Consider the following 14,172-nt stretch of genomic DNA (forward strand, 5'->3'; position numbering starts at 1 on the left):
TTATTTCCTTAAGGCAGGGGGGGATGTATAAAAGAGGTGGGGAAACCATGCTACAATAAAACCGCGTGGACTTATGAAGCAGGAAAAGAGATAAATAAATCCTGCGGCAATGATGATAGCAGGGCCGGATGGAAGCGAGAGATGAAAAGAAAGTAATAAGCCACATATGCTAGCAGAGATTCCAAAAATGATGGAAAGTATGCAGATAGAGCTTAAATGCGAAAGCCAAAAACGAGCTGTAATAGCTGGAATCATCATAATGCCGACAGAAAGTAAAGTTCCTAATGATTGGAAGCCCCCGACTAGATTCAATACGACCAGTCCAAGCAATAATATATGAATATATTTACTCAATGGAGAGAGCGATTTAAAAAATAAGGGGTCAAAGCTTTCTAATACGAGTGCACGCCAGAAAATACAGAGACTGCACATTGTGATCAGCATTATAGTGGTGATCAACCAGAGAGCTTGTGTATCAATGGCAAGCACAGAGCCAAATAAAAGATGAAGCATTTCAATCTTTGAGTTTTTAAGTGAAACAATAATGACGCCTACCGCGAGGGCAATAAGATAAAAGACTGTCATTGGCGCGTCTTCTTTCTGGAAGCTATTTCGAGACATCATGGCAGTTGCTAAAGCAACAATAATACCAGCTAAGATGCCGCCAAGTGTCATAGATATGAGCGAGAAGCCACAAAAAAGAAAAGCAACTGCAACACCGGGAAGAATGGCGTGGGATATCGCGTCTCCTGTTAAACTCATTCCGCGTAACATCAAAAATACACCAACAGGACAGGCGCTGATGGATAAGAGGATTGAACCGATAAGGGCGTTTTGCATAAAATGGAAATCAACAAAGGGAGCAAGAAAAAATGCGTACACGTATTATAACCTAATAGAGCGAGAATCATTGATAGGAAAATGTTGTTTTGGTGCATTGATATGAAAAGAGTTAGGCGTGAGAGCTGGTATAATGTGATGAATGTCATCACGAAAGAATTGTGCTGTTTCTCCATAAAAGGCGTTTTGTTTATTAATTTGAATAATTTTTGGAAAATATTCTTGCACAATAAGAGGGTCATGGAGTGCTGTAAGCACTGTCCGTCCTTGTTGTTGCCAGTGTGTAATCAATGCAAGAAGATCTTTTTGGGTACTACTATCTACACCATTGAAGGGTTCATCGAGCAAAATAATGTCAGCATCTTGTACTATAATACGCGCAAAGAGGGCGCGTTGCAATTGACCGCTTGATAGTGTGTCAAGTGAACGGGAAGTGAGTGTTGTAAGCCCAACCATTTCAAGTGCGTTTTGAATTTTAGAGTGATAAGGGCGCTGATTCTTCCACAATCCACAAAAAGACCAAAGTCCCATTTTTATAAGCGTTTTTACGTCAATTGGAAATGCTGTATCTATTTCGCATTGCTGAGCGAGATAAGCAATTCGGCTTCTATTAGGTTTTGTAATTTTTCCTTTGATAGGTTTGATGAGCCCAGCGCTGGCTTTCAGTAGCGTTGATTTTCCAGCACCATTATTACCTGTTATTGCTACCAACGAGCCGGATTTTAACTTTGCTGAAAAGCTTTTTATTGCTATCCTATTTGCATAACCTAATGTTGCACTATCGAAATGCAGACCCATAAATTTATACCATTTAAATTATTTATCTCGAAAGTTATGTAATAATATAACATTTGTCAACAAAATGTTATATTATTACATATGTTTTTGGAGTTCGGGATTTCAGTGGGAAGATCGTGGAAAATTCAAAATAATGGTTGAATTCTCCTTGACGAAAGAGAGAGTGTGTATACTATATATAGTATCAAAATGATTGGTGATTCTAAATAGGCACAAGTGAGGGTATTAGAGTGTTTCGTTTGGTGTCTAAGTTGTTTCCCTAATGTAATTGTAAAGAGTTTATTTGCTAAAGAGTAGAGCAGTATTCTTACTGGAGTGTCTCTTTTGGGGAAATTTCCTTTCGTTTTTGTTAAGTTAATTTCGTGGATAGAGTAAAACTCAAGGTATTAGGAAGCGGCTGTTGGGGGGGGCGTTGATTTTTTAAACAGCTGGAGGGAGTTGTGATGCAGACAAAAGATTATTTTATAATTAGGGGGCTTTACCATTTAAGTTGCAGGATAATCAGTTATTCTGATTATAATTTTCAAATTAATTGATCGGGATTTCAGTTATGTTCGGGAAGCTGTGTATCGTTTGAACAAGAGTATAGCCATATGTGTTTGTATACGATTGCTGTTTTATTATTGAGTATCTATAAAGTTATCAGAATTAGACCTTTGGTGGTTAATTTTGGAGAATTTTGAAAGTTGAGAAATATGCCTATCACTATTTATAGCAAACCGTCTTGCGTACAATGTGACGCTACATGTCGTGCCTTTGATGCTAAAGGCCTTAATTATCGTGTTGTGGATATTTCCCGCGATGAGCAAGCATATATTTTTGTTCAATCTCTGGGATATCGTCAAGTTCCTGTAGTTGTTTGTGGTGAAAGTCATTGGTCTGGTTTTAGGCCAGATATGATTAGTGGTCTTTGTGCTTAATGGGCCTTGTTGTTTATTATTCGAGTGTAACGGGCAATACTGAGCATTTTGTCTCTCAGCTTGGTCAACGATTCTTCAAGATTGATAAAAAAAAACCGTTTGCGTTAGTTGATGAGCCTTATGTGTTAGTCGTTCCTACATATGCAGATGGTGAAGGGAGAATGGCTGTGCCGAAGGCAGTTGTTCGTTTCCTCAATGAAGTAGATAACCGCAAGTTAATTCGTGGTGTTATTGGTGGTGGGAATCGTAGTTTTGGTCGCTACTATAATTTAGCGAGTAAGATCATCGCTGAAAAATGTTTTGTGCCTTGTCTTTATCGTTTTGAATTGCGTGGAACTGATGAGGACGTTATTTGTGTTAAGAAGGGATTAAAAAGATTTTGGAAACAATTAGTATAGCACAATCGCAAAAATCAGATCAAGTCATGGATTATCATGCGTTGAATGCAATGCTTAATCTTTATGATGAAAATGGTCATATTCAATTTGATATGGATCGACTTGCTGCACGGCAGTATTTTCTCCAGCATGTTAATCAAAACACGGTTTTTTTTCATAATCTTAAGGAAAAAATAGATTATTTGATAGAGGAAGGTTATTACGAGAAAACTTTATTTGAACTTTATGATTTTTCTTTTGTAAAAAAACTTTTTAAGCGTGCTTATGCATTTAAATTCCGTTTTCCCACTTTTTTGGGTGCATTTAAGTACTATACTAGCTATACACTGAAGACTTTTGATGGAAAGCGCTATCTTGAGCGTTATGAAGATCGTGTATGTCTTGTTGCTTTATATTTAGCACAAGGGAATAAAGCTTTTGCTGAAAGTCTTGTAGATGAAATTATTTCAGGTAGGTTTCAACCTGCAACACCAACATTTTTGAATGCGGGGAAAAGGCAACGTGGCGAATTAGTCTCGTGTTTTTTGTTGCGTGTTGAGGACAATATGGAATCGATAGGCCGCTCGGTCAATTCAGCTTTGCAACTTTCAAAACGTGGTGGAGGTGTGGCGCTTTGTTTGACAAATTTGCGGGAAGCAGGGGCGCCAATCAAGAAAATAGAAAATCAGTCTTCAGGTGTATTACCTGTGATGAAACTTTTGGAGGATTCTTTCTCTTACGCAAATCAACTTGGTGCGCGGCAGGGAGCAGGTGCTGTTTATTTACATGCGCATCATTTAGATATTATGAAGTTTTTAGATACCAAGCGTGAGAATGCTGATGAGAAAGTCAGAATTAAAACTCTTTCGCTTGGTGTGGTTATTCCTGATATTACATTTGAGCTTGCGCGTAATAATGAGGATATGTATTTATTCTCACCTTATGATATTGAGCGTGTTACAGGAAAACCCTTTAGCGATATTTCTTTGACGGAGCATTATAGATCTTTCGTTGATAATGCAAAGATTCGTAAAAAGAAAATAAGTGCACGTGTCTTTTTCCAAACATTAGCAGAAATTCAGTTTGAGTCAGGTTATCCTTATATTTTATTTGAGGATACCGCTAACCGAGATAATCCGATAGCTGGACGTATAAGTATGAGCAATTTATGTTCAGAAATTTTGCAAGTAAGTGAGGCGAGTGAATTAGAGACGGATTTAACTTATCGCACTGTTGGAAATGATATATCCTGTAATCTTGGTTCCATGAATATTGCAAAAGCAATGGAAAGTCGTGATTTTGGGTTGACAGTGGAGATTGCTATTCGGGCTCTTACTGCTGTTTCCGATATGAGCGATATTGCATGTGTGCCTTCTATCGCGAAAGGCAATGCTGAAAGTCATGCGATTGGTTTGGGACAAATGAATTTGCATGGTTTTTTAGCGCGCGAAAAGATTTATTATGGATCTCCAGAAGCAATTGATTTCACTAATATCTATTTTTATATAGTGACCTATCATGCAATCCGTGCTTCCAATTTAATTGCTCGCGAACGTCAGGAAATGTTTGCAGGCTTTGAAAAGTCAGCGTATGCGGATGGGCGTTTTTTTGAAAAATATATTGAGAAAGAATGGAAACCACAATTTAATATTGTACAAGAGCTTTTTGCGCGTAGTAATATCGTTATACCAGATCAAAAGGATTGGCAGGAACTCAAGAATTTAGTTGTTGAGTACGGGCTTTATAACCGTAATTTGCAGGCTGTTCCTCCTACAGGATCGATTTCTTATATTAATTATGCGACATCTTCTATTCACCCGATTGCTTCGAAGATTGAGATTCGTAAGGAGGGAAAAGTTGGACGTGTTTATTATCCTGCTCCTTACATGGATAATACAAATTTGAGTTTTTATCAGGATGCTTATGAGATTGGTCCTGAGAAAATTATTGATACTTATGCTGCTGCCACACAACATGTCGATCAAGGTCTTTCATTAACTTTGTTTTTTCCCGATACTGCCACTACGCGTGATATTAACCGCGCCCAAATCTATGCTTGGAAAAAAGGTATAAAAAGCATTTATTATATACGGTTGCGGCAAGTAGCATTGAGTGGAACAGAAGTGGACGGCTGTGTTTCATGCAGCCTATAGGAGATAATTGTATGACAAAGATTACAACAAAAAATCCTGTTGTGAGTGCTGTAAATTGGAATAGATTGCATGATGAGAAAGATCTTGAAGTATGGAACCGCTTAACTGGAAATTTTTGGTTGCCTGAGAAAATTCCACTTTCTAACGACATTCCTTCATGGTCAAGTTTGACAGAGGAAGAGCGCAGGTTAACGATTCGCGTTTTTACGGGATTAACCCTTCTAGATACGATTCAAAATACCGTAGGGGCTATTTCACTTATGGCTGATGCGATAACAGAGCATGAAGAGGCAGTGTTGACAAATATTGCGTTCATGGAAGCAGTTCATGCACGTTCTTATTCCTCTATTTTTTCAACTTTATGTTCAACGGTAGAAGTCGATGAAGCATTTAGATGGTCAGAAGAAAATATTTATTTACAGAAAAAAGCAAGACTAGTGCTTGAGCGTTATGAAGCAAATGAGCCGCTCAAGAAAAAAATTGCTTCGACTTTGTTGGAAAGCTTTTTATTTTATTCCGGTTTTTATTTGCCTATGTATTGGGCAAGTCGTGCTAAGTTAACCAATACAGCTGATTTAATTCGGCTTATCATCCGTGACGAAGCTGTCCATGGTTATTATATAGGTTATAAATTTCAAGTGGGGTTTGCAAAACTTGATGAAGTCAAAAAGCAGGAAATTAAAGATTTTGCTTTTAACCTGCTCTTTGATCTTTATAATATTGAATGCAAATATACTGAAGATCTTTATGATCCTATCGGGCTAACCGAAGATGTTAAGGTTTTTCTTCATTATAATGCAAACAAGGCCTTAATGAACTTGGGTTTTGAAGGTCTTTTTCCGCCTGAGGTTTGCCGTGTTAACCCCGCTATTTTAGCAGCTTTGTCGCCCAGTTCTGATGAAAATCATGACTTTTTTTCAGGGTCTGGCTCTTCTTATGTTATTGGCAAGGCGGTTTCTACCACGGATGATGATTGGGAATTTTAGTGGTAGCACTCAAAGAGAAGTGCGCGGGGTATCCCGCTGAGGTCTTTGCGCATTTCTAAACACGTGAAGCCACTTTTTTCAAATAAGTCGCAAACTTCTTTTTTTTGAGAATGGCCAATTTCAACAGCAACATAGCCTTTTGTTTTTAAATATTTTTCTGCTTCACGAGCGAGCTTTCTATAAAAATCAAGACCATCTTTTCCTCCGATCAGTGCGCGCAATGGATCATGCAGACGCACTTCTTTTGCAAGGTTTTTAATATCTGCTTCTGGAATATAGGGTGGATTGGAAATAATGAGATCAAATTGACCTGTAACAGAATCAAACCAATCGCTGAGAAGAGGTGTAAAGCGATTTATAACTTTTGCATTCTCTGCATTTTTTGTGGCTGTTTTAAGAGCATTTTCAGAGATATCGACCGCCACTGCATAGGATTGGGGAATTTGTTTAAGAATTGCAATAGCAATAGCTCCACTTCCTGTCCCCATATCAAGTAGTGTTGTTTTTTCTGAGTTTTTTACATATTTTTTAAGGTGGGGTAAAATAAGATCTACAAGTATTTCTGTATCAGAACGTGGTTCTAACGTATCTTGAGATAGCTCGAGAGATATGCCATAAAATTCCCGTCGTCCGATAATGCGGTAGACAGGTTCACCAGAAATACGTCGTTGTACAACTTGCTCTAATTGTGTTGCTTGCTCAAAAGATAGGCAAAGGTTTGGTTGAGAAATTCTGTCAAATGCATTTGTACCTGTTATCCATTCGACTAGTATTTTTGCATCAAGATTGGCTTCAGAAATTCCTTGAGTATATAATCTTTTTTGGGTTTGTCGGATGATATTGTTGAGAGAGTTCTTGTTCATCCATTATTACTCATTTCCATAAGGAGTTCTGTTTGATGATTGGATATGAGTGCATGAATAAGTTCATCAAGACCTCCTTCTAATATGTAGTCAAGCTTATACAGAGTGAGATTAATACGATGATCAGTGACACGTCCTTGAGGAAAATTATAGGTACGGATACGCTCTGACCGGTCGCCAGAACCCACTTGGCTTTTACGGGAAGCGGAACGTTCATTTTCCACTTTTTGTCGTTCGATATCAAATAAGCGTGCACGTAAAATTTGGAGTGCACGTGCTCTGTTTTGGTGCTGTGATTTTTCTGCTTGTACAACCATAATTCCTGTTGGAATATGTGTGATACGAACAGCTGAATCAGTTGTATTGACATGCTGTCCTCCTGCTCCAGAAGCACGCATTGTATCGATGCGAATATCTTCTGGACGAATTTCAATATCAATTTCTTCAGCCTCTGGAAGCACTGCAACGGTTGCAGCAGACGTGTGGATACGTCCACTTGTTTCTGTTTCAGGGACACGTTGCACACGATGCACACCTGATTCAAATTTCAGTTTAGAAAAGACACCCTTACCTGAAATGGTAGCAATAATTTCTTTATATCCACCAACTTCTCCTTCATTAAGAGAAACTACTTCAACTTTCCAGTTATAGGTATCAGCATAACGCTCATACATACGAAAAAGATCACCAGCAAAAAGTGCTGCTTCTGATCCACCTGTTCCTGCTCGAATTTCAACAATAGCACTTTTTTCATCAGCAACATCTTTGGGTAAAAGGAGAATCTGTAGTTCTTTTTCAAGTTTCTCTATTTTCTGACATAGCAATAGCATCTCTTCTTGGATGAGGTTACGCATTTCCATATCTGTTAGTTTATCATTGATTATCGTTTCCAGTTCTGAAACCTCTATATAAAGAATGTTTAATGCTCGTATGGAATTAATAATTGGCTGTAATTCTGCATATTCAGAAGCTAATTTTACATATGATTCAGCACTTGGGTTTTTAATCATTTGATTTTCAATTATTTCAAAACGCTTTTCAAGCTGTCTTATGCGATCTTTTGGCAAAGAAACCATGATAATATCGGCCTAATTTGTTATAATACTAGAAATTAATTGCTTTATAGCATCAAATAAAAGGGGGTAATAAAGCAGAAAAACTTTTTTGCCAACGAGAACTCCAAGTTTTTAAGATAAACTTGTATAAAATTTTATTTTTGTAAGGCATTTTTTGATTATGCATATAACGCCAGCTATTTAAGATTTTTGTTTTTTCCCGTAAAGTTCAAGACGATGGTGAATAATATCATAGCCAAGAGATTTTGCGATTTCCTCTTGCAGCTTTTCAATGACATCGGACTGAAATTCAATGACTTGCTCTGTTTCTACATCAATGAGATGATCATGGTGCTGTCTATCTGCTTGTTCAAAACGAGACGGTCCACCACTAAAAGTGTGGCGGTGAATTGTCCCGTTTCCTTCTAATGTTTTCATAGTTCTATAGACAGTTGATAGTGAAATACTAGAATCGATTTTGTGGGCACGCTGGAAAATTTCAAACGCATTTGGATGGTCGTTTGTAGCAGTCAAAATATCCAGAATAATGCGTCTTGGACGTGTTACTCTTAGACCTGCAGCGCGTAAATCTTGTTCATAGTTTCGCTTTTTATTCATCTTTTTAATTTTTATTTTTTTAAACGAAGGTTCCATGACAGTGTTTGTATTTTTTCTCTGAACCACAAGGACAACGTTCATTACGTCCAACTTTTCCCCATGTGGTTGAATCATTCGGATCACGGTTCTCAGGATTAGAAAACTTATTTTTTTGTAATTGCGCCCATACGATTGAACTATTTTCTTTATTTTGATCTTTAAAGGCAGAAGAATTAGCATCAGTTTGTTCAGCTACGATCGGTTCTGTAGGTTGCTGAATGATTTCAAAACACATGAGCTTTGAAGTAACAATTCTGCGCAAATTTCTTAGCATGCTTTGAAAGAGTTCAAATGATTCCGTCTTATACTCGTTTAGTGGGTCTCGTTGTGCATAACCACGAAAACCAACTACAGAGCGTAAATGGTCTAAACTCACCAGATGTTCACGCCATAATGTATCAATAGCCTCAAGTAATATGGCTTTATGAAAATAAGCCATAACTTCTGGAGAATAGCGTTCAGTTCGCTCTTTTTCAAGTTTTGTAACTGCATCTAATATGCGCTCTAAAATTTGTTCTTCTGCAATTCCATCTTCTTTTGCCCATTCTTCTATTGGAATCTTGAGATTAAAGAGTTGGTGAATTTCCTCTTGCAAAGCTTTCACGTTCCACTTTTCAGAATATGTTCCAGACGGGATACAGGATTCCACGAGATCTTCAATCACTTCGTTACGCATTTCGAGGATCGTTTCTGTTAAATCATCTGCATTCATGATTTCCATACGTTGTTCAAAAATAACCTTACGTTGATCATTCATGACATCGTCGTATTTTAACAAATTTTTACGAATTTCAAAGTTTCGTGCTTCAACTTTTTTTTGTGCTTTTTCGAGTGCTTTATTAATCCATGGATGTGTAATAGCTTCGTTTTCTTTCAATCCAAGCTTTTGCAACATGCCATCCATACGATTTGAGCCAAAGATGCGCATAAGATCATCTTGAAGAGAGAGAAAAAACTTTGAGCGGCCGGGATCTCCTTGGCGACCAGAGCGGCCACGCAGCTGGTTATCAATACGACGGCTTTCATGGCGTTCAGTAGCGATAACGTAAAGACCACCAGCAGCTAATGCTGTTTCTTTTAGTTGCTGCACATCTTTTTTAATTTCTTCAATTTTAGCTGTTCGCTCGGCTTCATCCTGGATATCCTGCAATTCTTGTCGAATACGCATTTCAACATTACCGCCAAGCTGTATATCAGTACCACGACCAGCCATGTTTGTTGCGATGGTTAGAGCTCCAGGAACCCCTGCTTGAGCAATTATGTATGCTTCTTGTTCATGATAGCGGGCATTTAAGACTCTAAAATCGGTAATGCCCTCTTTTCGTAGACGCTCTGCTAATTGTTCTGATTTTTCAATAGAGGTTGTTCCAACAAGGATAGGTTGTCCTTTTTTGTGTGCTTGATGGATATCGCGCACAATAGCACGATATTTTTCTTCTGCTGTTCGATAAATTTCATCATCTTCATCAAGGCGCTGGATTGGTAAGTTTGTGGGGACTTCAACAACATCTAGTCCATAAATATTACTGAATTCTTCAGCTTCTGTTGTTGCTGTTCCAGTCATCCCAGACAATTTTTTATACATACGAAAATAATTTTGGAAAGTGATAGAAGCGAGTGTTTGGCTTTCTGGTTGAATAGTAACATGTTCTTTGGCTTCCAGGGCTTGATGGAGTCCTTCAGAATAACGCCGCCCAGGCATCATACGACCTGTAAATTCGTCGATGATAACAATTTCATTATTGCGAATAATATAATCTTTATCACGGATAAATAGTTTATGGGCTTTTAGAGCATTGTTGACATGATGGACAATGGCTATGTTCTCTACGTCGTATAGACTTTCACCTTTAAGATACCCAGCTTGTTTGAGCATTTTTTCAATTTTTTCAGTACCAGCTTCAGTAAAGGTTATTGTTTTTTGTTTTTCGTCTATTTCGTAATCTTCTGAAGTTAAGACAGGAATAAATGTATCAATAAGGTTGTAGAAATCGGTACGATCTTCTAGAGGTCCAGAAATAATAAGGGGGGTGCGCGCTTCATCAATGAGGATCGAATCAACTTCATCAACAATTGCGTAATGATGTCCACGCTGGACCATTTGACTACGATCAAAAGCCATATTATCGCGCAGATAATCAAAACCTAATTCATTATTTGTTGCATAGGTGATGTCACATGCGTAGGCTGCCCGACGGGCATCACTATCCAGATCATGTAGAATCACACCCGTTGTTAGACCTAGAAAACTAAATATTTTCCCCATTTTTTCAGCATCACGACTAGCAAGATAATCATTTACTGTAACGACGTGAACACCTTTTCCTTCCAATGCATTAAGGTAAATTGGCAGAGTTGCCATTAATGTTTTACCTTCACCGGTGCGCATTTCAGCAATACCGCAGTCATGAAGCACCATACCACCGACTAGCTGTACGTCAAAAGGACGCATATCATAAACACGTTTTGCTGCTTCACGGATAGTTGCAAAAGCCTCTGATAGGAGCAGATCAACGGTTTCACCTGCGGCGAGACGTTTACGAAACTCATCAGTTTTTTGGCGGAGTTGCGCATCACTTAATTTTATGAACTCTTCTTCTAAGGTATTAATTTGTACAACTTTTTGGCGAAGAGCCTTGAGACGTCGCTCATGAGCTGAACCAAAAAATTTACGTGCAAAGACACCTAAACTGACCATCTCTAGCCCTTTCTTTTAATTTTTGTCACCATCATTGGGTAATTCATATGCTATCCCTATGCTCCACAACCTTTAAGGTATTTAATATAGCTGGACGCAGATGTATACTTGTTTGGTGTGCAATTTTTCAATTTAATTGTAAAATAGAGATAAGGGGCTAAGTGCACTGTGTCAACTTTAGTAACGCTGTTTAATCAAAACAATACAAAGTAATTTAGGATACAACTATGTCATTTTTTTATATTATAATTTTTTCTATTAATATTAAATAAGGTGGGATAAACTAAGATAAAGGGAAGAGTTTGTGCTTTTTAAAATAAAATTACTGATTTATTTATCTATGTTTAGAGATTAAAATGGTATGATAAATTAGAGTCTTGATCTGTCGTCATTCTTAAGGAGTATATTTATGAAATTTAACTTTAGTACGTTATTTTTAGCGTCAACTTTATTGGCAAGTACGAGTTTAGGGGTGATGGCTCGGGAGGGCTTGAATTCTACATCGAGTGATTTAACGACTTTGGAGAAGACTTCTCAAAAAACAGTTACTCCTTCTCATGTCATGGCAGTAGTTGATGGAAAGAATATTACAGCAGGGCAATTAGATGAATTAGCACTTGAAATAAATCCTAAGTTAGCTCGTTTTCCTGATGAACAACGTCGTGTAATGGTTTTAAAAGCTTATTTGGATATGCAGGCACTTGCTAAAGCTGCAATTAATAAAGGCATAGATAAAACTGAAGCTTTTGGTAAGCGTATGGCGGTTATGCGTGAAAATATTCTTCAGCAGCTTTATTTTAAACAGATGGTTGTTGACAAGATCTCAGATACTGATTTGAAAGCCCGTTACAATCAAGAAGTTGCAGCTTTACCCAAAGAGGATGAAGTTAAAGCACGTCATATTTTGGTCGAAACGAAAAAAGAAGCAGAAGCTATCATTACGCGTTTGGCTAAAGGCGAAAGTTTTGAAGAGATTGCAAAAAAGAATTCAACAGATGGCTCCGCTGCTGTTGGGGGCGATCTGGGTTATTTTAGCCATGGTCAAATGGTTAAGCCTTTTGAAGATGCTGCTTTTGGCTTAAAAGTTGGCGCATACACTAAAAAGCCCGTTGAAAGTCCTTTGGGGTGGCATGTTATTAAGGTAGAAGATCGCCGTGTGAAACAACCTCCTTTATTTGATGATATTAAGGAAATTTTGCGTACACAGTTGATAAAAGAGCGCTACCAAAACCTGATTGTAGAATTGCGCAGCAAGATGGATGTAAAATATCCTGATCCTAATGTTGTAAAGCTCATGCAATCATTCAATCAAAATGGAACATCGCTTTCGGATGAAACATCAGATGAAGAAGACATGGAATAGTGGGCAACAAAAAGCAAACAGTGTTTTTTCTGGGTGTTTTGAGTGATAGGTTTTATTCAAAAAGTCTAACAGGTGTTTATTAGAGATTATTTACTTATAATAATTTTACTTGTTTGTATGGAAAGTGTACCGTGGCTTTTAAAATATCTCCTTTATCTCCCAAAAACATACAGGAGCTTCCGCTTTTATCTGGTGTGCGGATAGCAGTAGCTGAGGCCGGGATTAAATATAAAGGTCGTACAGATCTTCTTTTTATTATATTTGATGAGCCAGCGAGTGTGGCGGGTGTTTTTACGCGTTCAAAATGCCCATCTGCTCCTGTAGAGCATTGCCGTGCATCGCTTCCTCATGGCATTGCTAGGGGAGTTGTTGTTAATTCTGGGAATGCAAATGCTTTTACGGGACGCAAGGGTAAGCACACAACAAATGAGATTATATGTGCAGCAGCGAGCGCTTTACAGGTGAAAGAAAATGAAATTTTCATAGCTTCTACGGGTGTTATTGGGGAGCCAATGGATGCATCATGTATTGTAAGTTTTTTACCACGTATGGCGAAGATAGCAAAAGAAGGGAATTGGTTAGAAGCAGCAAAAGCCATTATGACAACTGATACATTTCCAAAACTTGCTACGCGTAGATTTTATTGCGGTGGAGAGACTGTTACCATTAATGGGATTGCAAAAGGTGCTGGTATGATTGCGCCAGATATGGCGACGATGCTATCTTTTGTCGTAAGCGATGCAAGGATTTCTCCAGATATGCTCCAATTTATGTTATCAGAGGCGGTTCAGGGGTCTTTCAATTCGATTACTGTTGATAGTGATACATCAACATCAGATACACTTATGATGTTTGCAACAGGAAAAGTAAAGGCACCTTGCCTTACACGTAAAGATGATCCACGCTATAATATATTTGTGAAACAATTGAATGGACTTCTGCGTGAGTTAGCATTGCAAGTTGTTTGTGATGGAGAAGGTGCTCGTCATTTAATTGAGGTTAACGTGACTGGTGCTAAAACGGATAACGCCGCGAAGACTATTGCTTTGTCAATTGCAAATTCACCACTTGTAAAAACAGCTATTGCTGGTGAAGATGCTAACTGGGGGCGGGTGGTTATGGCAGTTGGTAAGGCAGGTGTTGAAGTAGAGCGTGATCTGTTAACGATTTGGTTTGGTGAACATCGTTTGGCAATTAATGGCGAACGAGATCCTGATTATCGTGAGGAAACAATAGATGCTTATATGCAAGGACAACACATCACAATTCGTGTTGATATTGGTCTAGGTAGTGGTAAGGCGACAGTTTGGTCTTGTGATTTGACGCAGGAGTATATCATGATCAACGGTAATTACAGAAGTTAATTAGTACACCATAAGTTTTTATTGGATCCTTGTACATTTTCTCAGAGAGGGTTAAGTATTTTAATCCTTTCGTTTTTGAGTGAGGGTGTATTATAAAA

General features: G+C 38.1%; 12 protein-coding genes. 6 read left to right on the forward strand and 6 right to left on the reverse strand.

Annotated features, from left to right (window positions below; genetic code table 11):
* Together WCP76_RS04360 and WCP76_RS04365 are read right to left on the reverse strand one after the other, a co-directional pair.
* Positions 1–882: a metal ABC transporter permease gene (locus tag WCP76_RS04360; protein WP_336294461.1), complete on the reverse strand. Its 882-nt coding sequence runs from the start codon at positions 880–882 to the stop codon at positions 1–3.
* Positions 883–885: 3 nt separating this feature from the next.
* The gene (locus WCP76_RS04365; RefSeq protein WP_336294462.1) at positions 886–1,638 is read right to left on the reverse strand and encodes an ABC transporter ATP-binding protein; all 753 of its coding nucleotides are present in this window, start codon (positions 1,636–1,638) and stop codon (positions 886–888) included.
* A 695-nt stretch (positions 1,639–2,333) separates the two neighbouring features.
* Between WCP76_RS04365 and nrdH the strand changes: the two genes are divergently transcribed.
* From nrdH to nrdF, 4 genes are read left to right on the forward strand one after another with little or no spacing between them, the layout of a single operon-like run.
* The gene (gene nrdH, locus WCP76_RS04370) at positions 2,334–2,558 is read left to right on the forward strand and encodes a glutaredoxin-like protein NrdH (RefSeq protein WP_336294463.1); all 225 of its coding nucleotides are present in this window, start codon (positions 2,334–2,336) and stop codon (positions 2,556–2,558) included.
* Positions 2,558–2,956, forward strand: coding sequence for a class Ib ribonucleoside-diphosphate reductase assembly flavoprotein NrdI (gene nrdI / locus WCP76_RS04375; protein ID WP_336294464.1), 399 nt, complete (start codon positions 2,558–2,560; stop codon positions 2,954–2,956). The genes nrdH and nrdI overlap by 1 nt, the downstream gene beginning before the upstream one ends.
* On the forward strand, positions 2,938–5,088 hold the full coding sequence (gene nrdE / locus WCP76_RS04380; RefSeq protein WP_336294465.1) for a class 1b ribonucleoside-diphosphate reductase subunit alpha: 2,151 nt from the start codon (positions 2,938–2,940) through the stop codon (positions 5,086–5,088). The genes nrdI and nrdE overlap by 19 nt, the downstream gene beginning before the upstream one ends.
* 11 nt (positions 5,089–5,099) lie before the next feature.
* Positions 5,100–6,074: a class 1b ribonucleoside-diphosphate reductase subunit beta gene (gene nrdF, locus WCP76_RS04385; protein ID WP_336294466.1), complete on the forward strand. Its 975-nt coding sequence runs from the start codon at positions 5,100–5,102 to the stop codon at positions 6,072–6,074.
* Here the strand turns inward: nrdF and prmC are convergent.
* The 4 genes from prmC to secA form a co-directional block, all read right to left on the reverse strand.
* A complete protein-coding gene (gene prmC, locus WCP76_RS04390) occupies positions 6,071–6,937 on the reverse strand; it encodes a peptide chain release factor N(5)-glutamine methyltransferase (protein WP_336294467.1) in 867 nt (288 codons plus the stop codon). The genes nrdF and prmC overlap by 4 nt on opposite strands.
* Entirely contained in the window at positions 6,934–8,013 is a 1,080-nt protein-coding gene (prfA, locus tag WCP76_RS04395) for a peptide chain release factor 1 (protein ID WP_336294468.1), read from the reverse strand. Before prfA ends, prmC begins: the two co-directional genes overlap by 4 nt.
* Before the next feature lie 180 nt (positions 8,014–8,193).
* On the reverse strand, positions 8,194–8,691 hold the full coding sequence (locus WCP76_RS04400) for a Fur family transcriptional regulator (protein WP_336294469.1): 498 nt from the start codon (positions 8,689–8,691) through the stop codon (positions 8,194–8,196).
* On the reverse strand, positions 8,630–11,347 hold the full coding sequence (secA, locus tag WCP76_RS04405) for a preprotein translocase subunit SecA (protein ID WP_336294470.1): 2,718 nt from the start codon (positions 11,345–11,347) through the stop codon (positions 8,630–8,632). Before secA ends, WCP76_RS04400 begins: the two co-directional genes overlap by 62 nt.
* Before the next feature lie 409 nt (positions 11,348–11,756).
* Here secA and WCP76_RS04410 point away from each other — a divergent pair, with 409 nt between their 5' ends.
* On the forward strand, positions 11,757–12,710 hold the full coding sequence (locus WCP76_RS04410) for a peptidylprolyl isomerase (protein ID WP_336294471.1): 954 nt from the start codon (positions 11,757–11,759) through the stop codon (positions 12,708–12,710).
* Positions 12,711–12,841: 131 nt separating this feature from the next.
* Complete coding sequence (argJ, locus tag WCP76_RS04415) at positions 12,842–14,074, forward strand: bifunctional glutamate N-acetyltransferase/amino-acid acetyltransferase ArgJ (protein ID WP_336294472.1); 1,233 nt, start codon at positions 12,842–12,844, stop codon at positions 14,072–14,074.
* Positions 14,075–14,172 lie beyond the last annotated feature (98 nt).

It is taken from the genome of Bartonella vaga (assembly GCF_037070895.1).
GTDB lineage: Bacteria > Pseudomonadota > Alphaproteobacteria > Rhizobiales > Rhizobiaceae > Bartonella.